Genomic DNA, 19,804 nt, shown 5'->3' with positions numbered 1-19,804 from the left:
CCGGGTCAGGACTTCGTACGGCGAAGGTCGCGGTTGGCGCGTTTCAGGTGGACACGGACGAGCGCTTTCAAGGCGCAGGAGCAAGAACATGAGCGGACAGACACGGGAAATCTTTGAACTGACGGACGGCCAGCGCCGGCGCGCGGTGATTCGCGTCATCGGCATCGGTGGCGGTGGCTGCAACACCGTCAACCAGATGGCGCAGGCCAATATCGATGGCGTCGACTTCATGTGCGCCAACACCGATCGCGACCATCTCGAGCGTTGCGTGCCGACCAACCAGGTCCAGCTCGGCGTCGAGATCACGCGCGGACTCGGTGCCGGCTCGAATCCGGAAGTCGGCCGTCAGGCGGCGGAAGAGGATCGCGATCGCATTCGCGAGATGATCGAGGGCACCGATCTGCTGTTCGTGACGGCCGGCATGGGCGGCGGTACCGGCACCGGTGCGGCGCCGGTCATCGCGCAGATTGCCAAGGAGCTGAACATCCTGACGGTCGCGGTCGTCACCAAGCCGTTTGCCCACGAGGGCAAGAAGCGCATGGCCGTTGCGCAGCGCGGCATCGACGAGCTGCGTCAGTTCACCGATTCGCTGATCCTGATTCCGAACGAGAAGCTGTCGCTGGTGCTCGGCAAGAAGGTCACGCTGCTGAACTGCTTCAAGGCCGCCAACGACGTGTTGCAGAACGCCGTGCAGGGCATCTCCGATCTGATCACCCGTCCGGGCCTGATCAACGTCGACTTCGCCGACGTCAAGACCGTGATGTCGAATCGCGGCATGTCGATGATGGGTATCGGCATGGCGACCGGCGAAGATCGCGCACAGCGCGCGGTCGAGATGGCACTGTCGAGCCCGCTGCTTGACGACATCGAACTGCACGGCGCGCAGGGCCTGCTGGTCAACGTGACCTGCGACGAGACCCTGTTGTCCGAGGAATACGAATACATCAGCGCGCGCGTCAGCGAGATCGCATCGGATGAAGCCGATGCCAAGATCGGCATGTCGATCAATCCGAATCTCAATGGCGAACTGCGCGTGACCGTGGTGGCGACCGGCCTGCCGGGTGGCGCTGCCGCCGCGCCGATGCCGCAGATGGCGACGCCGAGCATGACGGCCAATCCGCGCGTCGCGCAGTTCATTCGTCCGGCCGAGCCGGCAATGTACGGCCAGACGCAGCATCCGGGCTACGCACAGCCGATGCCGCCGATGGGATCGCCGAACCTCGACATCCCGGCCGTGCATCGCCAGCAACCGCGCAAGGTTGCGGCAGCTGGCGGCGGCGGCGCATTCCCGCTGGGGCTGGACGAAGACATCATCAACATCCCGGCATTCCTGCGTAACCAGGCGGACTGAGTCTGCTGCCGGCGCGTGCGGCTGCCCCGCAATGGGGCGGCCGGCCGGGGAACCCGTGGTAACATTTCCGTGTCCAATGGCGCGGCCGCTCTCCCGGGCGCCGCGCTTTTTTTATTGAACCCGGCCCCCATAAAGCGAACATGGTCCGTCAACGCACTTTGAAGCAGGCGATCCGCGCGAGCGGCATCGGCCTGCACTCGGGCCGCAAGGTCTACATGTCGCTGCTGCCGGCGGGTCCGGACACCGGCATCGTGTTTCGTCGCACCGATCTCGAACCCGGCGTCGAAGTGCCGGGCAGCGCGCACCTGCTGCGCGAAGCGGTGATGTGCAGCACGCTGGTCAATGACGCCGGCGTCAAGATCATGACCGTCGAACATCTGATGTCGGCGTTCGCCGGACTGGGCATCGACAACTGCGTGGTCGAACTGTCGGCTGCCGAGATTCCGATCATGGACGGCAGCTCCGGCCCTTTCGTGTTCCTGATCCAGTCGGCCGGTATCCATGAGCAGGATGCGCCGAAGACCTTCCTGCGCATCCGTCAGCCGGTGCAGGTGCAGGACGGCGACAAATGGGCGCGCTTCGAGCCGTACGAAGGCTACCGTCTCGCATTCAACATCGACTTCCAGCATCCGGTGTTCAAGTCATCCGGCCAGGACGCGATCGTCGATTTCTCGACCGCCAACTACGTCAAGGAAGTCTCGCGCGCGCGCACCTTCGGCTTCCTGCGCGAGCTTGATGTGCTGCGCTCGAACAATCTGGGCCTCGGCGCCAGTCTCGACAACGTCGTTGCGCTCGACGACTTTCGCGTCGTCAATCACGAAGGCCTGCGCTACGACGACGAGTTCGTGCGGCACAAGATTCTCGACGCCGTCGGCGATCTCTACCTGCTCGGACACCCGGTGATCGGCGCGTACACGGCCTACAAGTCCGGGCACGCACTGAACAACAAGCTGGTTCGTGCCGTGCTTGACGACGCGGCATCGTTCGAACTGGTGACCTTCGAGGATCAGGCCGCGCGCTCGCCGATCGCCTACGTGCGCGGCAGCATGGCGACGGCGGCCTGAGCCGCGTTTGCCGCCTGGCGGCATCCCTTTTGCTTGGCGGTAGACTCAACCGGGGCAGGCCGCGGGCTTGCACTGGGATGGGGCACGCCGATAGACTCGGGCTAGACCACCAGCGGGGGGCGCACTTTGGCATCAAGCCGGGTGCAGGAAAGCCGGTAGTGGTCGTTCAGCCAGAGCAGGAATGTGCTGCTGCGATGCCGCAGCGGCACCAGCGCCGCAGCTGACGCCGAAAAGACGACGACGGTCTGGCCGCGAATGTTCGCGACTCTGATCTGTCGGACCCAGGGTTCGGCACACCACGATGGCAGCGACCGGTTGATGTCAGCCAGTCGCTGGACTTGAGACAGCCATGCAATGCCCGCCTTGGCCGGCGCCAGATCCAGGCATTGCTTGACGGATTGTGGATCGCGCACTAGGGACTCGTCGTCACAAGATGGACATTATTGTAGTCAGTCATCAGCGCGGCAGAACCTGGCGCTTGCGCCTCGATGTTCGCCACGTGTTCGGCTGGCTGCCGTTCGTGCTGATCGGCGGGTTGTTGCTGTCATCGAGCTTCGCAGTCGGCTACTGGACCCGCGGTGGCTCCAGCGTCCTGCCGCCGCGGCTGGTCGCCAGCTGGGCCAGGGAAGTCGAGCAGCAGCGCGCCGCACTCGGCAAGGCGCGCGAAACGGCCGAGGAAAACGACGCTGCCTTGTCGCGCCGTCTCGCCGAACTGCAGGCGCAGGTTCTGCGCCTCGACGCCGCCGGCCAGCGCATGACCGAGATCGCCGGTCTCGAGCAAGGTGAATTCAATTTCAGCGAACCGCCGCCGATCGGCGGCCCGGAACTGGCCTCGGCGTCGCCCGAGCCGGCGTTCAATCCGGTGCTGCAGTCCCTGACCAAATTCGAGCGCCAGCTCACCGATCGCGAACGGCAGTTCCGCGTGCTCGAGGACCTGCTGGTGGCGAGCCGCCTGCAGAAGGAAGTACGCCCGACCGGCTGGCCGGTCGAAAACGGCTGGATCAGCTCGCTGTTCGGTGTCCGTACCGATCCGTTCACCGGACACCTCACGCGACACGAAGGCATCGACTTCGCCGCGCCGATCGGCACCGACGTCGATGCGGTTGCTTCGGGCATGGTCACCTGGGCCGGACCGAGTACCGGTTACGGCAACCTCGTCGAGATCAATCACGGCAACGGCTATTCGACGCGCTACGGGCACAACAGCGCGGTTCTGGTCCACGTCGGCGACAAGGTCACGCGCGGCCAGGTTGTCGCGCATGTCGGCTCCACCGGCCGCTCGACCGGACCGCACGTGCATTTCGAAGTCCTCTACAACGGCGAACCGGTCGATCCGCAGCGTTATATTCAGGCCGCGCGCTGAGCGCATACACGATATCGCATCCCCGGATGCAGGCTTGAAACCCTGCGGCCAGCCCCAAGCAAGGCATAATACGCGCCATTCTTTTTCGGGCTGCCTCTTTCGCGCGGCGGTTCTCACGTTTCCAGCGAGCTTATGTTCAATAACGTCTTGGCCCGGGTTTTCGGGAGCCGCAATCAACGCATCCTGAAGAAACTCGACCCGCTGGTCGCCAGCGTCGCCGCGCTCGAAAGCAAATACGCGGCCATGGACGATGCCCAGCTGGCGCAGCAGACCATTGTCCTGCGCGAGCGTCTCGGCAAGGGCGAAACCCTCGATCAAATTCGTGCCGATGCGTTTGCCGTCGTTCGCGAGGCCGGCAAGCGCGTCATGGGCATGCGCCACTTCGATGTGCAGCTGGTCGGCGGCTCGATCCTGCACGAAGGCAAGATCGCCGAAATGCGCACGGGCGAAGGCAAGACCCTGGTCGCCACGCTGCCCGCCTATCTGAACGCACTGCCCGGCAAGGGCGTGCATGTCGTCACGGTCAACGATTATCTGGCGCGTCGCGACTCGGAGTGGATGGGCCGCATCTTCCGCTTCCTCGGCCTGACGGTCGGCGTGATCACCTCCGGTCAGACCACCGAGGAGAAGCGCGAGGCCTATCGCAGCGACATCACCTATGCGACCAACAACGAGCTGGGCTTCGATTACCTGCGCGACAACATGGCGTTTTCGCTCGCCGACAAGGTGCAGCGCGGCCAGAACTACGCGATCGTCGACGAAGTCGACTCGATCCTGATCGACGAGGCCCGCACCCCGCTGATCATCAGCGGTCCGACCGACGATGATCCGGAGCTGTACCGCAAGATCAATGCACTGATTCCGAAGCTCGTCATCCAGCAGGAAGAAGACGGCCCCGGCGACTTCTCGGTCGACGAAAAGTCCAAGCAGGTCCACCTGACCGAAGAGGGTCACGAAAAGGTCGAGGGCCTGATGCGCGCGGCACAGCTGCTCGGCGACGAGGACAGCCTCTACGACGCCGCCAACATCGTGCTGCTGCATCACCTGAATGCGCTGTTGCGCGCGCATCACCTTTACAAGCGCGATGTCGAATACATCGTCCGCGACAACCAGATCATCATCATCGACGAGTTCACCGGCCGCATGATGCCGGGACGACGCTGGTCCGACGGTCTGCACCAGGCGATCGAGGCCAAGGAAAACGTCAAGATCCAGCAGGAAAACCAGACGCTGGCGAGCATCACTTTCCAGAACTACTTCCGTCTCTACGACAAGCTGTCCGGCATGACCGGTACCGCCGACACCGAGGCCTTCGAGTTCCAGAGCATCTACGAACTTGAAGTCGTCGTGATTCCGACCAATCGCCCGATGCTGCGCAAGGATCAGGGCGATCTGGTATTCATGAACGCCAAGGACAAGTTCAACGCGGTCATCGACGAGATCAAGCAGGCGCACGCCAGGCAGCAGCCGGTGCTGGTCGGCACGGCCAGCATCGAAACCTCGGAACTGCTGTCGGGCCTGCTTCGGCAGGCCAAGATTCCGCACGAAGTCCTGAACGCCAAGCAGCACGAACGCGAAGCCGACATCGTCGCGCAGGCTGGCAGCCCGGGTGCCGTGACGATCGCCACCAACATGGCCGGCCGCGGCACCGACATCGTGCTCGGCGGCAATCTCGACAACGAGCTCGCCAAACTTCCGGCCGATGATCTGGCCGCGCGCGAAGCCGCCAGGGCGGCATGGAAGCAGCGCCACGAGCAGGTGCTGCAGGCCGGCGGCCTGTGCGTGCTCGGTTCCGAGCGGCACGAGTCGCGGCGCATCGACAACCAGCTGCGTGGCCGCTCCGGTCGTCAGGGTGACCCCGGTGCGTCGCGCTTCTATCTGTCGCTCGACGACACCCTGATGCGCATCTTCACGCCGCCGCGCATGCGGGCGATGCTGCAGGGCCTCGGCATGCAGGAAGGCGAAGCCATCGAGCATCGCTGGGTGACGCGCGCGATCGAGACCGCGCAGCGCAAGGTCGAAGCGCACAACTTCGATATCCGCAAGCAGTTGCTCGAATACGACAACGTCGCCAACGACCAGCGCAAGGCCGTCTACGAACTGCGCGATCAGGTGATGGCCGCCGAGCGCGTCACCGACATGGTCGACACCATTCGCCCGGATGTCGTCAGCGCCGTGATCGATGCGCATGTGCCACCGCAGTCGATCGAAGAGCAGTGGAATGTCGAAGGCCTGCACGACGCATTCCGCAGCGATTTCGCGCTGGAGTTCCCGATCCGCACATGGCTGGACGAGGAACGCGATCTCAACGAGAAGGGCTTGCGCGCCCGCCTGCTGGAGTACGTCCGCGAGGCGTACGAAACCAAGAAGGCGCAGGTCGGCGCGCCGGTGCTCGAGCACTTCGAGAAGGCCGTGATGCTGCAGACGCTCGATACGCTGTGGCGCGAGCATCTCGCGGCGATGGACTATCTGCGCCAGGGCATACACCTGCGCGGTTACGCACAGAAGGACCCGAAGCAGGAATACAAGCGCGAAGCGTTCAACATGTTCAACGACGTGCTGGCGCGCTACAAGCACGACGTCGTGACCACGCTCGCGCGCGTGCGCATCCAGACCGAAGCCGAGGTGCAGGCGGTTGAAGACCAGCGCCGCCGCCAGGCCGAGCTGCTCGAAAAGCGCATGCAGATGCAGCACGAGTCTGCGCCTTCGCCGGGCGCCGGCTCGGCCGCGGAAATTGCGCCGCCGGCCGAAGCCGAGGTGCCGCCGGGCATGGCGCCGAGGCGCCTGCCGGCCGCAGAGCGGCCCGCGCCGGTCGTGCGCGACATGCCCAAGGTCGGCCGCAACGATCCATGCCCCTGCGGCAGCGGCAAGAAGTACAAGCACTGCCACGGCACCCTGGCGTAGCGCAGCGCAGCCGTCTGCTGCGCGGGTGATCTCACGTCATTCGTGCTCGCGGTGCCTGGGCATGGACGTGCGTCGATGACACGGGGTCGGCACCGCTCGCGACGTCGCCGCCCCTCTGGTCTGGCCGGGACAAGGGCTGCAGAATGCACGGAGGCGCCCGCTGATCTCGGGCGCCTCTTTTTGTTGCTGCTTCGGAAAACACCGTCATGCCCGTGAATCTGTCCGCTCCTTCGAATCTGTTGCCGGTTGCCGGCATCCGGCTGGGTGTCGCCGAGGCGGCGATCAAGAAGCCGGGCCGCAAGGATCTGCTGGTGATCGAGATTGCCGAGGGTGGTCGCGTCGCCGGAGTCTTCACGCAGAACGCCTTTGCGGCAGCGCCGGTGCAGCTGTGTCGTGAGCGCCTGGCGGCGACATCGGCGATCCGCGCCTTGCTGGTCAATGCCGGCAACGCCAACGCGGCGACCGGCAATGGCGGACTCGACGATGCGCGTGCGACCAGCGCCGCGGTGGCGAGCGCGCTTGGTTGCGGTCCGCAGCAGATCCTGCCGTTTTCGACCGGCGTGATCGGTCAGCGTCTGCCCTGCGAGCGGATGATCGCGGCAATCCCGGTTGCGGTCGCCGCGCTCGATGCCGATCGCTGGAATCTCGCGGCCACCACGATCATGACCACCGACACCGTCGCCAAAGGTGCCAGTCGCCGGGTCGCGACCTCGCAGGGCGAGGTGACGGTGACCGGCATCGCCAAGGGCGTCGGCATGATCGAGCCGCACATGGCGACCATGCTGGCCTTCATCGCCACCGACGCGCGCCTGGGGGCGACGGCCGTCGATGCCGCCCTGCGCGCCGCGGTCGACGATTCGTTCAACTGCGTGACCGTCGACAGTGATACCTCGACCAACGACTCCTGCGTGCTGTGCGCGACGGCGCGTGTCGGTACGCGCGACATCGAACCCGGTGATCCCGACTACGGCGTGGTCGCGGCCGCGATTCGCGAGGTCTGCATCGAGTTGGCGCAGGCGGTCGTGCGCGATGGCGAAGGCGCGACGCGCTTCATCACGATCAATGTCGGCGATGCCGCCTCGGTCGCCGAAGCGCGCCAGGTGGGCTACGCGATCGCCAATTCGCCGCTGGTGAAGACCGCGATGTTTGCCGGCGATGCAAACTGGGGACGGATCGTGATGGCGATCGGCAAGGCCGGCGTGGCCGGGCTGGACCCGGCAAAGGTCGGCATCACGCTCGACGATGTCGTGCTGCTCGATCGCGGGCAGCCGCATCCGGACTATCGCGAGGAACGCGGCGCGGCTGTCGTCGCCAGACCGGAGTTCACGATCCACGTTTCGCTGGGGCGCGGCACCGCGCATGCGCGGCTGTGGACCTGCGATTTCAGCTACGAGTACGTGAAGATCAATGCCGAATATCGAACCTGATTCCGGCGTCCGGCGGCCGCTCGTGCCGGCCGCCGCTGCCGGCCCCGGGTCGCGGATCTGATGGCATCCGCAACATCTGCATCGCGACCGTGCATCGAGGTGGCAGCGGGTTGCCTGATCGACACGCAGGGACGGGTGCTGATCGCGCAGCGGCCGATCGGCAAGATCGCGGCCGGCCAGTGGGAATTTCCGGGCGGCAAGATCGAAGCCGGCGAGTCGGCATACGAGGCCCTGCGGCGCGAGCTGCACGAGGAAATCGGCATCGACATCGAGGCCGCGCAGCCGCTGATCCGGATCGTGCACGACTACAGCGAACGACGCGTGCGGCTCGATTGCTGGAAGGTGCTGCGCTGGCGCGGCGAACCGGCCGGTCGGGAGGCGCAGGCGCTGGCCTGGGTAACGCCACAGACGATCACGGACTATCCGATCCTTGCGGCCGATGCGCCGATCATCTCGGCGCTGCGCCTGCCGTCCGACTACGTCTTCACGCCGCCACGAATGACACCGGCATCGCTGCTGTCGGCCTTGCCCCGGCTGCCGGCTGCCGCGCTGCTGCGACTGCGCTTCCCCGAACTCGATGATCACGACTACGCGACGCTCGCCGCCAGCGTGCTGCCCGCGGCGCAGGCCCTGGGCTTGCGGGTCGTGCTTGATCGCGCGCCCGAGATGGTTGCTCGCCTCGGCGCCGACGCCTGGCATGCGACGGATGCCTGTTTGCGGGATCTGGACGAGCGCCCGGATGTGCCGCTGTGTCTGGCCTCCACGCACGGTGCCGATGGCCTGCGCAGAGCTCGGGCACTGGGTTTCGACGCCGCCGTGCTTGGCAGCGTCTCGGCGACGCTCAGCCATCCGGGCAGCGCCGTGCTGGGCCTGAGCGAAGCCAGCCGTCTGACGCAGGCCGCGAATCTGCCCGTGTACTGGATCGGTGGCCTGCAACGCGACCAGCTTGCATCGGTACAGCAACACTACGCACAGGGCATCGCGGCGATTCGTGCTTACTGGCCGGCTTGAGCGACCGGCGCGGACATTGTGATCGGGGCGGCGTCGACGATCGCCGCGCGGGAATTTTCCTCAGGACTGCGGTTTGAAGGTCTTCGAGAACCAGTCCTGGAGCATTCGCTTTTCGTAATACAGATGCTCGCTGGAACGACCGGAGCGCTGCTGGTCGAGATAGTTCATGTCGCTGATCTGGGCATCGCCTTCGCTCGCGATCACGCCGTCCTTCTTCAGGACGTAATGCAGCGCGATGCGCGGCCAATCCGAATCGCGCATGACGCGAACGGTGTCGCCGGCCTGCGGGCCGGGTTCGAATCGACCGGCCAGATCGACGTCGCTGACGTCGATCTTCAGCGCCTCGCCGGGGCCAAGATACTTCGCGCCCAACGCGACGATCGCCTTTCCGAGTTCGGCGAGCACGCGCTTGCTGGGGGCGCCGCCGAAACCCTGATCGCCGGCGTCGACGAACTTCTCCGGATGCACGAAATCGACCACGGTGTTGGCGCTGGTCGGCGCGGCCGTGCCCTGGGCGCTGGCTGCGCCGGCGAACAGCAGGGCTGCAAGCAGAACGGTACGCATGCGGGCTCTCCGGTTGGGTCTGGCGGTGCTCAGTCTGCGCCGCGTTCCGTGTCGCCGGCAGCCTCGGCGACATGGCGTTGCAAAGCGACACGTTCGTGCTCGAAGGCGCGCGCGATGGCGTCGTGAAAGCCGCGATGGGTGAACCAGTGTGCCGAGTGCGCAAGCTCGATTTCGAAGCCGCGCGCGAGCTTGTGTTCGCCCTGCACGCCGGCGTCGAAATGCTTCAGCCCGCGCGCGAGGCAGCGCTCGATGCCCTGGTAGTAGCAAAGCTCGAAATGCAGTCCGTCGTAGCTGGCGTCGGCACCCCAGTGCCGGCCGTACAGGGTGTCGCCATCCTCGAAGAAGAACGCCATGGCGACCATTTCGCCGGCCTGTCGCGCCACGCAGAACTGCAGACGCTCGCCGAAATGCGCGGCCCAGTCCTGCAGGCAGGCGAGATTCAGATAGGGCGCCTGGCCGCGCATGTGATAAGTGCTGGCATAGAGCTGGAACACACGCTGCCATTCACCCGCGTCGAAACTGCTGCCGGGCTGCCAGCCGATCGCGAAGCCCGCAAGCTTGCGGCGTTCGGCGCGAATGTTCTTGCGCTTCTTGCCCGGCAGGCGCGCGAGGAAATCGTCGAAGCTCCCGGCGCCGCGGGCATGCCAGACATAGCGCAGCTGCACGCGCCGTATCCAGCCGTCGGCCGCCAGCAGGGCACACTCGGCGGGATCGGCGAACAGCACATGCGCGCCCGAATGGCGGAATTCGGCCTGTGCCTGCAGTTCGCGCGCGAGCGACAGGCGACCGGCGTCGTCCGCAGCCAGCAGGCGCGCGCCCGGGACCGGCGTGAACGGCACGCAGGCGACCAACTTTGGGTAGTACGCCAGACCGTGCTGGCGATGCGCACGGGCCAGTTCGAAGTCGAACACGAACTCGCCCCAGGAATGCGCCTTTTCATAGCAGACCACGCGACCGCGCGGGCCGTCGATATGTCGGGGTGTCCAGCCGTTCTCCGGTGCGGCGCAGCCGTGGCGCTCGAGGGCGGCGATGTAGGCCGGATCGGTGAACGGGCTGGAATCGGGGATCACAACCGCATCATTGGCGAGCGAGGCCGGTGAGCGCAACGGCTTCGAATCGCCGCCGGGATTGTCGGCCGGCGCGACGCCCCCATATCGCGTGCATCGCGCGGCGGAAGGAGTATCGTGAGCCGCCCGCAAACCCGAGGAGCGCAAACATGGCTGGCGGTTTTTTCGGCGGTAGCCTGAAGGTCAATCCGAACGATGTTCCGGCCGCGGCGCTGGATCCGCGCGAAGCCGGCGGTCCGAAACTGGCGGTACTCGCCGGCGGCTGCTTCTGGTGCGTGGAGGCGGTGTACAAGGACCTCGACGGGGTGCTGTCGGTGACGTCCGGGTATGCCGGCGGCTCGGCGGCAACCGCCGACTACAAAACCGTCTGCACCGGGCAGACCGAACATGCCGAAGTGATCCAGATCGCCTACGACCCGACGCGGACCAGCTTCGGCAAGCTGTTGAAGATCTTCTTCGCCGTTGCCCATGATCCGACGCAGTTGAATCGGCAGGGCAATGATGTCGGCACACAGTACCGTTCCGCGATCTTCTATGCCGACGAAACGCAGAAGCAGATTGCCGAGGCGTATATCGCGCAGCTCGACGCGGCAGGAATCTACAACGCGAAGATCGTCACGCGGCTCGAACCGCTGACGGATTTCTTCGAGGCAGAGGCCTATCACCAGAACTATGCCGAACTGCATCCGGAGCAGCCGTACATTGCCGCGGTGGCCTTGCCGAAGGTCGAGAAGCTGCGTGCCTATTTCGGCGAGGAACTGAAGGCCTGAGGATGGCCTGGCGAGCGGCAAGCGTCGACTGCGTCACAGTCCGGTGCGTCCTTAAGAATTCTTTACGGTTCCCTTAATCAATAAATAAGAACGGCGACAGCGCCGCTTCCCTACAGTGCCGGCCATCCGGAGCAGCGCTCCGATCGGCCATTTCACAACCAGGGGAAGCACCATGCAGAACACCACCACGACCGCCCGGCACAACATGTATGCGGTCATCCACAAGGGCTTGCGCGCCATGATGGGCGAGGCCTTGAGCGCCGCCGGCCGCTGCGACTGGAGCGATGCCGCGGACAGCGGCCGCACGCTGGCCGCGGTCCGCGAACTCGCCGACTTCTGCGCCTCGCACCTCGCCCACGAGAACGAGTTCGTTCACCCGGCCATGGAAGCGCGGGCACCGACCACGGCGATGGCGGCAACGCAGGAGCACGTCGAGCACGTCGCCGCGATCGAGCGCCTGCGCACGCAGATGGCGTTGATCGAAGCGCTGGACCCGTGCGTGCGCACGGTCGCCGGCGAGGCCCTGTACCGCGAGCTGGCCACCTTCGTCGGCGACAATTTCCTGCACATGCACGACGAGGAAACGCGCCACAACGCCGTGTTGTGGGCAACGTACAGCGATGCCGAACTGCAGGCCATTCATCAAGCCCTGGTTTCGTCGCTGTCCCCGGACGAGATGCGGCAGGCCATGCGCTGGATGCTGCCGAACGCCAGCCACCAGGAGCGCGTCGAGCTGCTGGGCGGCATGCGCGGCAACGCGCCGGCGGCGGTCTTCGACGCCACGATGGGCATGCTGCGCGGCCTGATTTCCGCAGCCGACTGGCAGAAGCTGATTCTGGCGCTGCAGCTGGAGACCGCTGCCGCCGCCTGAGCCCAGGGTCAGGCCGCGACCGGCTTGCCGATCTCGGCAAGCCGGACCGGCCGGCCGACGTGCAGGCGGAAGCGGCCGCGAGCGGTTTTCTCGATGCGCAGGCAGTCGCTGCGTTCGGCGAGACGGCGGCTCAGCAGCACGAGCCGGGCTTCGAGGTTGTCGGCGATGTCGGGCAGGCGCAGCGACGGGTCGAGCCGCAACTCGCGGTTGCTGAACTCGTTGCGCCCCTCCGCCAGCCAGACGTCGAGCAGCTTCCAGAGGATGGCGCCGGCGACGCCCTTGATCAGGTAGTCGTCGTCGAGAAAGATGCTGTCGTCCTCGCGGTAGCGCCGCACCTGCAGCGGCGTGCCGTCTGATCCGGCCGGGCATTCGGCTGTCTCGGTCGCAAGCTCGACATCGCCGGCTTCGTCCTGCGCTGCCTGCGCCTGGTCGAGCGCCAGCCCGAGCTGCGTCGACAGCGTGATCAACGCGTCTTCATCGTCGTAGCCGAAGCGCCGCTGCTGGGGGCACTCGACGTAGAGCACGCCGCGCACCTCGCCGCCGCAGACGATCGGCACCGCCAACTGGCTTTCGACGTGTGCCAGGCCGGGAAACGGGATCTCCGTCCTGCGTTGCGCGTCGGCTCCGTCCGCCTGCGTGGCGACATGCACGTACCGGTAGTCCGATGTCGCGTAGGCGATACGGATCGGCGTGTTCTGCGCCGCGGCAACGCCGATCACGCCGTCGCCGAGTTCGATCTCCGAGCCGATGCCGGAACGGGCGTAGCCCCGGCTGCCGACCAGGTACAGGCGCCCCTGCGCGCGATCGAGCATCAGCAGCGCCGCATGGTGAATGTCGAAATGACGCTGCAGCGCGTCGAGTGCCGCGTCCAGCAGCGCATCGAAACCGCCGCCGCAGGCGGCGATGGCGCAGGACGCGGCACGCAGCGCGGCCAGCGGCTTGCGCTGCGGCGGCCGCGGCGCCGCACTGATGCCGGCCACCGCCTCGATGCCGCGCACGCGGTAAACGTCGGCACCGCGCAGGCGGAAGACGCCGGCCATGCCGGTATGCGAGGCAATGCCGGCGAGACGCGCCTTCATGCGCTCGAACAGCGGACCTTCGGATTCGGTGCGCAGGTATTCCAGCTCCAGCCGGTAGCTGGCGCCGGATTCCGAGTCGGTCGCGTAGAGCAGGGCTGCGCGCCGCGCCAGCACGTTCTCGCGGGTCTTGTTGAAAAACTGGAAGCTCAGCGCCAGATGCTCGGCGTCGACGTATTCGGCGTGCGAAACATAGGTGACGTTGGGTATGCCGTCGCCGGAGACGGTGGCGATCGTGCACGGAATCGCACTGTCGAGGCAGTCGCGTGCGGTGTCGAGATCGAGGCTCAAGGCGCGTTACCGGCGATGCGCTGGCCGGCCTGTGGCCCCGGTGTCTGTTCGAACAGGGTCTGCGGCCGAAAGCCGATCGCGACCGCTGGCTCCGGCGAGCCGCGAATCACCGCGTGCACCAGTTCCGGCGTGAAGCCGCGCGGTCCGAGCGCGGCGACGAATGCGTCGAGATGCCGCTGCACCAGCGCTTCGGCATCGGCCGGCGGCGCCGCCAGGCGTCGGCCCGTGCCCTTGAGTTGCAAGGTCTGATGCGTTTCCGGCGCGTTGAAGACGACGGCCAGTACGCCACTCTGCTCGACATCGTGCAGCAGTCGATCGGCCTGCAGCGGATGCGCCAGCAGAATCAGCTGGCGGCGATCATCGGCAACGATGCAACCGAGCAGCCGCGCCAGCGACGGCCGGAACCGGGCATCGCAACTCGTCGCGTAGATCGAGCGCGGTCCCTCGATGAACGCGGCCTGCGCGGCCGACAATGTGACAGCGGCTTCCCCCATGCGCGGATATTAGCCGGCGGCCGGGGTACTCAGGAATCCGGATTCGGCCCTCGACCGAGCCAGCGGCGCACACGCAGTTCGCCGTGATCGAGCCAGGTGGCGACGCTTGCCGATTCGCCGGCCAGCAGGGCGGCGCCGACGGCAACCACCAGCAGGCCGGGCCCGGGTGCCGGCACCAGGATCAGGCCGGCGGCAAGGACCGCGACGCCCGCCGCCAGCCGCAGCGGCCGCAACCAGCGACGGCGGCGCTGCCGCTGACGGCGACGGTGATAGCGACCGAAACGCTCGCCCGGCGGCGCCTGCCGGATGAAATTCCAGCTTTCGCGCAGTCCCGCGATCACGCCGCCAGCGTGGCGATGTCGATCACGAAGCGGTATTTCACATCGCTCTTCAGCATCCGCTCGTACGCCTCGTTGATCCTGTCGATGGCGATCAGCTCGATGTCCGAGACGATGCCGTGCTCGGCGCAGAAGTCGAGCATTTCCTGGGTTTCGGCAATGCCGCCGATCAGCGAGCCGCCGATCTGGCGCCGCGAGTAGATCAGGTGCTGGAACTGCAGCATCGGTGGCGTGTCCGGCACGCCGAGCAGTGCCAGCGTGCCTTCGCGCTTGAGCAGCGCCAGATAGGCATTGATGTCATGCGGTGCCGAGACACAGTCGAGGATGAAATCGAAGCTCTTCGCGTGTGCCTTCATCTCGTCCCTGTTCTTCGAGATCACGACTTCCGCTGCACCGAGGCGCCTGGCGTCGTCGGTCTTGCCCGCCGAGGTCGTGAACAACACCACGTGCGCGCCGAATGCCTTCGCGAACTTCACTGCCATGTGACCGAGCCCGCCGAGGCCGACAATGCCGACCTTCTGGCCCGGGCCGATCTTCCAGTAGCGCAGCGGCGAGTACGTGGTGATGCCAGCGCACAGCAGCGGCGCGACGGCGGCAAGCTCGAGCTTGTCCGAGACGTGCAGGACGAAGGCTTCATCGACGACGATGTGATTCGAATAGCCGCCGTAGGTAATGCCGTCGCCGATGCGAGACTTCGCGCCGTACGTGCCGGTGAAGCCTTTTTCGCAATACTGCTCGAGGCCTTCTTCGCAGGCCGGGCAGCTCCGGCACGAGTCGACCATGCAGCCGACGCCGGCGACATCGCCGGCCTTGAACTTCGTGACCTGTTCGCCGACCTCGATCACGCGGCCGACGATTTCGTGGCCCGGCACCATCGGGAATGTGCCGTGACCCCACTCGTCGCGGACCTGATGCAGATCCGAATGGCAGACGCCGCAATACGAGATCTCGATCCGTACATCGTGCGGGCGGGTGGCTCGCCGTTCGAAGCTGAACGGCACCAGCGGGGCCTTGGCGATTTCAGCGGCATAGCCGAGCGCAGCAGTCATGGGGGCTCCAAATCGAAAAAATGGCAGACCTGCATGATGCCGCACGCCGATGAACCGCGGGCAAACGTCATCGGATCAGGCAATACGACGGCGCGCTTCGGGCAAACGACGCGACTTCTCCGCTTTTCTGCAAGCCCCTGACCGCGATTCGCGAACTGGCCACGGACATTCCCGAATATGGGCTCTGGGGAACGAAGACGCCGTCGAACGAAGAGCCGACGCTTTTGGCAATGCACTGGGGAATTCCGATCGTCGGATCAGCCACCAACGGTAACTGCGTTCTGGGCAACGAACGATTTACGGAGCAGATCGCTCAGGTGCTCGGTCGTCGTGTCGTCGGAGGTAAGGCCCGGGTAGCCAGTGCGGACTCAGGCGTCAGAATCAGGGGAATGGATCGAATAGGGCGAGCGTATATCGTGGTCTGTCCCCTATTATTCCCTGGTATCGACCAGCTGACCAAGATCGGCTTCTTTGGTGCAGGACTACAGGCGGCCGCGGCCGACGCGAGCAACGGCATCAAGGCGTCTCAAGGCTTCTCTTGGTCGGCAGTCGGTCGCGGCGTCGCACAGGGCGCGCTCAACGCCAGTGTCAGCCAAGTTGCGAACCTTGCCTTGGGCCAGCAGAAACATTTCGATTGGGCTGCAGTTGCTGCCGATGCCGTAGTTACGGGGCTGGGGCAGGGCTTGGGTGACGACGACCCGCTTAGGCGCATTCCCGGCAGCAGCGGACAACCGCAAGCTTTCGATTTGGACAATGTCTTCGGTGATACGCTGAGAAACACTGCCTATGACCTTGCCGACCGTTCTGTTGTCGTGGCGATCGAAGGACACGGGAAGTTCGATATCGAAAGCATTGCGGCCGACGCATTTGGCAATGCACTCGGCAATTCGATTGTCGGGGCGATCAAGCAGAGCGAGATAGACCATCAGGTCCAAAACCTGAGTCCAGGTGCGAAAAAGGCCTACGACAATGTCGTTGAGCGCTATGGATCTGAGCGCGCGCTGCAGTATGCGCTGGACTATCAGAGCATTGAGCAGCCCATCAGCGTACAGAGCTTCTCCAGCACGCCGAGCATAGCGCCGCTTACTGCTGAGGATTTGGTGTTGCCAGCCGGCGCATATTCGTCGCCGACCGAACTAGGCCCCATCCTGAAGATCACGCCTTCGACCACACAGTCTAATGCGACTGTCGTAGGTTTAAACCTAAGACAGGCGAGCGCCCCTCTGTTCACTTTTGGTGGTGTCGCTGCGTTGCCGGATACGTTAACGAGCCTATTAGCTGGACAAGGAATTCCGCTCACTTCTGACTTCTCGCTTGCTCCGTTAGGTTCGTATCAAAGTAATGCTGAAATCGGAAAGCGTGCTATTGGGATAGCATATGACGCTAATGCAACTTCGTCACAAATTTTGGGCAGTCTGGGTGAAGTGAGGGCTGCGCTCGCGAACCCTTATCTTAGCGCTGACGACCGAGTCTTTTTGGGAAACCAGGCTTTTCTTTCAATATATGCAAGGGCGAACGCCGCCGGTGTTGTTCACTTGGGGTCGCTGCCAGACCCCCAATTAACGCTTTCTGCGCTGCAGGCAGGGGGTGAGGGCGTAGGCAAATTGGGCCAGCGCTTCGGTAGTGCTGAACTCGAAATATTACCTTCAACAACTGGAAACGCTGCGTCGTTCAAACTCTCTCAAGGTTCCGAGGAGTTCCGGACTTTCGGATTAAATCCGAGCTATGACCAAATAGAAGCAACAAGCTACGGGCAATCACTTGTCGGGCAAATAGCTGCCGGTAATCGCGACCTAAGTCCAGATGCAGTACTTAGTCGCGCCCAGCAATTTTTGAACAGTGGGTCTGGAATTCCTTCGGTTTCTACTGCCGAAGCGGGTCAATCGTTCTTTAAGCTGATCGGGACGGATAGTCGGTATACTTCGCCTAATGAATCGACAGGATATTTTATGGACGCAAAAACTTATGACGTGATTCGATCGTTGCCGCCAGAACAGATCGCGGATGCATTGGGCCTTCCAAATGCATCCCCGGCGTATAACGCTTTTTCCATAACCCCTCGACAAGGAGAGACGCCGTTGATATTCCGAAGCTCTATTGCGCCTGCTTCTAGCAATGGAGCAGTGCGGTACGGTGGTTTTCAGCAATCGATAATTCCAAATCGATCTCAGTTCACCCCCCCTAGCTACGTCGAGACTTTGGGGCCAGGACAATGAGCCTCACAGAAGCATTTGTCGATTTGCCCACGCTTCAAGACTGTTGCAATGCGCTCATCGAATTGTTAAAAAAGTATTCCTCCACTGAGAGTGACGCAGCTCTGTGCTTGCGCATATTGCGACCAATTTTTGATGAGATATTGTCTGGCGAGAGGATTGAGCCGTATGGGGAAATTCCCTGTGCATATTATTTTCACCAAGGCAGTTTAAGTCGTCATTTGGAATTAGAGGAGGCGTACTCAAAATTTGCCACAGCGGCTCGCGGAATTAATAGGGAGAAATTAATTGCTTTCGTTAATCAGGCGAAGGATAACGCTTTAAAGAAAAACTATGAATAATAATAGGGGACAGACCACGATATACGCTCGCCCTATTCGATCCATTCCCCTGATTCTGACGCCTGAGTCCGCACTGGCTACCCGGCCTTACCTCCGACGACACGACGACCGAGCACCTGAGCGACTTGCTCCGCAAATCGTTCGTTGCCCAGAACGCAGTTGCCGTTGGTAGCCGATCGAATCTCGTCGATCAATTTCGGATCCATGTCGGGCTTAAACAAGGCCCGGTATCGTTCACAGCGTTCGGCAGGAGTGGCGCCCAGCTGCAAGTACAGCAGGTTGGGGGCTGACCAGTGCATCGGCCTCGCCTTGCCCGTTGGCTCGGTAACTGGACCAGGGATAGTCACCCGGATGTGACACCATACCCGCCCGTACCGGGTTGAGTTCGATATAGCGATGGCAACTCAGCAGGTATTCGTCCTGCTGCACCAGACAGGACCGGAACCGTCCTTCCCACAGCGTACCGCTGCGCCGGTATTGCCGGTTAACGTACTGCACGTAGCGCTGGCCCAGCGCTTTCATCAGGATCCCCGCTCCGTCCGCGCGCAGACTCGAAATCAGCAAATGCACGTGGTTGGTCATCAGCACGTACGCGTGAATCTGGCAGCCGGCCTTTCTGGCGTATTCCTTCAGCCAGTCCAGATAAAATACGTAGTCGTCATCCGCGTAGAAACAAGCCTGCCGGTTATTTCCTCGCTGAATGATGTGCTGCGGAATGCCAGGGAGTTGCAGAGGGGGACGGCGGGGTATGGCCCGATTCCTGCCTAGAGTTTCCAGACCGTAGCATATTCGTGGTCTGTCCCCTATTGTCGCCTATTGTCGTGAAGGCCGATTGGTCCACACCCAACGAAGTGAAACAGCAGTTCGGCAATGCCAGCGTTCTGAAGGACGGGCGTGTCGTGTTCAATATCGCAGGCAACAAGTACCGCCTCGTTGTCTGGATCAATTACCCATACAGGGTGCTTTACATCCGCTTTATCGGCACCCATCGGCAGTACGATCAGATCGACGTACAGGCCATCTGAAGAGCTCGCTATGAACATCCGACCCATCAAGACCGAAGCCGACTATCGCGAGACACTGCGCGAGATCGAGACGCTCATGTCAGCAGATGCGGGCACCGAGGCGGGCGACCGCCTCGACGTGCTGGCAACCCTGGTTGAAGCCTACGAGCGTACACACTTCCCCATGGATCTCCCGGATGCGGTAGAGGCCATCAAGTTCCGAATGGAACAGCAGGGCCTCACGGTAGATGACCTGATTCCTGCAATCGGTCGAAAGAACCGTGTCTACGAAGTGCTGGCCCGCCGTCGGCCGCTGACAGTGCGGATGATCCGGGCTCTGAACAAGTCATTCAATATCCCGGCCGAGAGCCTGATCAATCAGCGAGTTGCTCCAAGGGCCGCATAGCCGTTCCGTGCAAGAAGTGGTCGGCATGCTTCGCCGCTCAACCACATTTTGCACGCAGCCGATTCTATTTACTCCGACCCTGACCTATCCCCCCGAAAGTCACTCAATGATGAGCACAGATTGCGTGTACTGTCTGACGATTCGAGCGACATCGTCCAGACAGCTGAGCGGTAATCGGTTGCGGGTGAATTGGACAAGCA

The 19,804-nt window shown here is 63.7% G+C and carries 19 protein-coding genes and 1 pseudogene; 12 read left to right on the top strand and 8 right to left on the bottom strand.

From position 1 onward, the window contains the following. The first annotated feature begins 88 nt into the window (after nt 1-88). Both ftsZ and lpxC read left to right on the top strand, forming a co-directional pair. Nucleotides 89-1,351: a cell division protein FtsZ gene (ftsZ, locus tag G7Y85_RS13530; RefSeq protein ID WP_166258002.1), complete on the top strand. Its 1,263-nt coding sequence runs from the start codon at nt 89-91 to the stop codon at nt 1,349-1,351. Between the two features lie 140 nt (nt 1,352-1,491). Next, complete coding sequence (gene lpxC / locus G7Y85_RS13525) at nt 1,492-2,415, top strand: UDP-3-O-acyl-N-acetylglucosamine deacetylase (RefSeq protein ID WP_166257999.1); 924 nt, start codon at nt 1,492-1,494, stop codon at nt 2,413-2,415. 101 nt (nt 2,416-2,516) lie between these two features. Here the strand turns inward: lpxC and G7Y85_RS13520 are convergent, their stop codons facing one another. Further along, nucleotides 2,517-2,828: a hypothetical protein gene (locus tag G7Y85_RS13520; protein ID WP_166257994.1), complete on the bottom strand. Its 312-nt coding sequence runs from the start codon at nt 2,826-2,828 to the stop codon at nt 2,517-2,519. Between the two features lie 20 nt (nt 2,829-2,848). On the opposite strand from G7Y85_RS13520, the gene G7Y85_RS13515 reads away from it, so the two are divergent. The 4 genes from G7Y85_RS13515 to G7Y85_RS13500 all read left to right on the top strand — a co-directional run bounded on the left by G7Y85_RS13515 (nt 2,849) and on the right by G7Y85_RS13500 (nt 9,120). Next, complete coding sequence (locus tag G7Y85_RS13515) at nt 2,849-3,778, top strand: M23 family metallopeptidase (protein ID WP_194241183.1); 930 nt, start codon at nt 2,849-2,851, stop codon at nt 3,776-3,778. Nucleotides 3,779-3,910: 132 nt separating this feature from the next. Beyond that, on the top strand, nt 3,911-6,682 hold the full coding sequence (secA, locus tag G7Y85_RS13510; RefSeq protein ID WP_166257991.1) for a preprotein translocase subunit SecA: 2,772 nt from the start codon (nt 3,911-3,913) through the stop codon (nt 6,680-6,682). Between the two features lie 206 nt (nt 6,683-6,888). After that, on the top strand, nt 6,889-8,109 hold the full coding sequence (gene argJ / locus G7Y85_RS13505) for a bifunctional glutamate N-acetyltransferase/amino-acid acetyltransferase ArgJ (protein WP_166257988.1): 1,221 nt from the start codon (nt 6,889-6,891) through the stop codon (nt 8,107-8,109). A gap of 60 nt (nt 8,110-8,169) precedes the next feature. Further along, complete coding sequence (locus G7Y85_RS13500; RefSeq protein WP_166257985.1) at nt 8,170-9,120, top strand: Nudix family hydrolase; 951 nt, start codon at nt 8,170-8,172, stop codon at nt 9,118-9,120. Nucleotides 9,121-9,180: 60 nt separating this feature from the next. On the opposite strand, the gene G7Y85_RS13495 is transcribed toward G7Y85_RS13500, so the two are convergent. Continuing rightward, nucleotides 9,181-9,684 (bottom strand): DUF3016 domain-containing protein, encoded by a 504-nt coding sequence (locus G7Y85_RS13495; protein ID WP_166257982.1) that lies wholly within the window; start codon nt 9,682-9,684, stop codon nt 9,181-9,183. Nucleotides 9,685-9,713: 29 nt separating this feature from the next. Beyond that, nucleotides 9,714-10,754: a GNAT family N-acetyltransferase gene (locus G7Y85_RS13490; RefSeq protein WP_166257979.1), complete on the bottom strand. Its 1,041-nt coding sequence runs from the start codon at nt 10,752-10,754 to the stop codon at nt 9,714-9,716. A gap of 146 nt (nt 10,755-10,900) precedes the next feature. Here G7Y85_RS13490 and msrA point away from each other — a divergent pair, with 146 nt between their 5' ends. Next, on the top strand, nt 10,901-11,521 hold the full coding sequence (gene msrA, locus G7Y85_RS13485) for a peptide-methionine (S)-S-oxide reductase MsrA (RefSeq protein WP_166257976.1): 621 nt from the start codon (nt 10,901-10,903) through the stop codon (nt 11,519-11,521). A gap of 172 nt (nt 11,522-11,693) precedes the next feature. Then, nucleotides 11,694-12,392 (top strand): hemerythrin domain-containing protein, encoded by a 699-nt coding sequence (locus tag G7Y85_RS13480; protein ID WP_166257973.1) that lies wholly within the window; start codon nt 11,694-11,696, stop codon nt 12,390-12,392. Between the two features lie 8 nt (nt 12,393-12,400). Here the strand turns inward: G7Y85_RS13480 and G7Y85_RS13475 are convergent, their stop codons facing one another. From G7Y85_RS13475 to G7Y85_RS13460, 4 genes are read right to left on the bottom strand one after another with little or no spacing between them, the layout of a single operon-like run. Next, the gene (locus G7Y85_RS13475) at nt 12,401-13,759 is read right to left on the bottom strand and encodes a GAF domain-containing protein (protein WP_166257970.1); all 1,359 of its coding nucleotides are present in this window, start codon (nt 13,757-13,759) and stop codon (nt 12,401-12,403) included. After that, entirely contained in the window at nt 13,756-14,253 is a 498-nt protein-coding gene (locus G7Y85_RS13470; protein WP_166257967.1) for a hypothetical protein, read from the bottom strand. Before G7Y85_RS13470 ends, G7Y85_RS13475 begins: the two co-directional genes overlap by 4 nt. A 29-nt stretch (nt 14,254-14,282) precedes the next feature. Then, a complete protein-coding gene (locus G7Y85_RS13465; RefSeq protein ID WP_166257964.1) occupies nt 14,283-14,594 on the bottom strand; it encodes a PGPGW domain-containing protein in 312 nt (103 codons plus the stop codon). Next, entirely contained in the window at nt 14,591-15,640 is a 1,050-nt protein-coding gene (locus G7Y85_RS13460) for an NAD(P)-dependent alcohol dehydrogenase (protein WP_166257961.1), read from the bottom strand. Before G7Y85_RS13460 ends, G7Y85_RS13465 begins: the two co-directional genes overlap by 4 nt. Nucleotides 15,641-15,870: 230 nt before the next feature. Here G7Y85_RS13460 and G7Y85_RS13455 point away from each other — a divergent pair, with 230 nt between their 5' ends. Next, nucleotides 15,871-17,856: a hypothetical protein gene (locus G7Y85_RS13455; RefSeq protein WP_166257958.1), complete on the top strand. Its 1,986-nt coding sequence runs from the start codon at nt 15,871-15,873 to the stop codon at nt 17,854-17,856. Beyond that, nucleotides 17,853-18,194 (top strand): hypothetical protein, encoded by a 342-nt coding sequence (locus G7Y85_RS13450; RefSeq protein WP_166257955.1) that lies wholly within the window; start codon nt 17,853-17,855, stop codon nt 18,192-18,194. The genes G7Y85_RS13455 and G7Y85_RS13450 overlap by 4 nt, the downstream gene beginning before the upstream one ends. 234 nt (nt 18,195-18,428) lie before the next feature. Here the strand turns inward: G7Y85_RS13450 and G7Y85_RS13445 are convergent, their stop codons facing one another. Beyond that, nucleotides 18,429-18,896 carry a transposase gene (locus G7Y85_RS13445; RefSeq protein WP_366514978.1) on the bottom strand — a complete coding sequence of 156 codons (468 nt, stop codon included), beginning with the start codon at nt 18,894-18,896 and terminating at the stop codon, nt 18,429-18,431. Nucleotides 18,897-19,015: 119 nt separating this feature from the next. Here G7Y85_RS13445 and G7Y85_RS13440 point away from each other — a divergent pair. Together G7Y85_RS13440 and G7Y85_RS13435 are read left to right on the top strand one after the other, a co-directional pair. Next, nucleotides 19,016-19,219: pseudogene (locus G7Y85_RS13440) on the top strand (type II toxin-antitoxin system HigB family toxin); the annotation flags it as partial. A gap of 10 nt (nt 19,220-19,229) precedes the next feature. Continuing rightward, the gene (locus G7Y85_RS13435) at nt 19,230-19,604 is read left to right on the top strand and encodes a helix-turn-helix domain-containing protein (RefSeq protein ID WP_166257953.1); all 375 of its coding nucleotides are present in this window, start codon (nt 19,230-19,232) and stop codon (nt 19,602-19,604) included. Nucleotides 19,605-19,804 lie beyond the last annotated feature (200 nt).

Source organism: Solimonas terrae (assembly GCF_011067135.1).
GTDB classification, from domain to species: domain Bacteria; phylum Pseudomonadota; class Gammaproteobacteria; order Nevskiales; family Nevskiaceae; genus Solimonas; species Solimonas terrae.
Note: the sequence above shows the minus strand (reverse complement) of the source record. Positions and strands in the feature narration are given on the sequence as shown.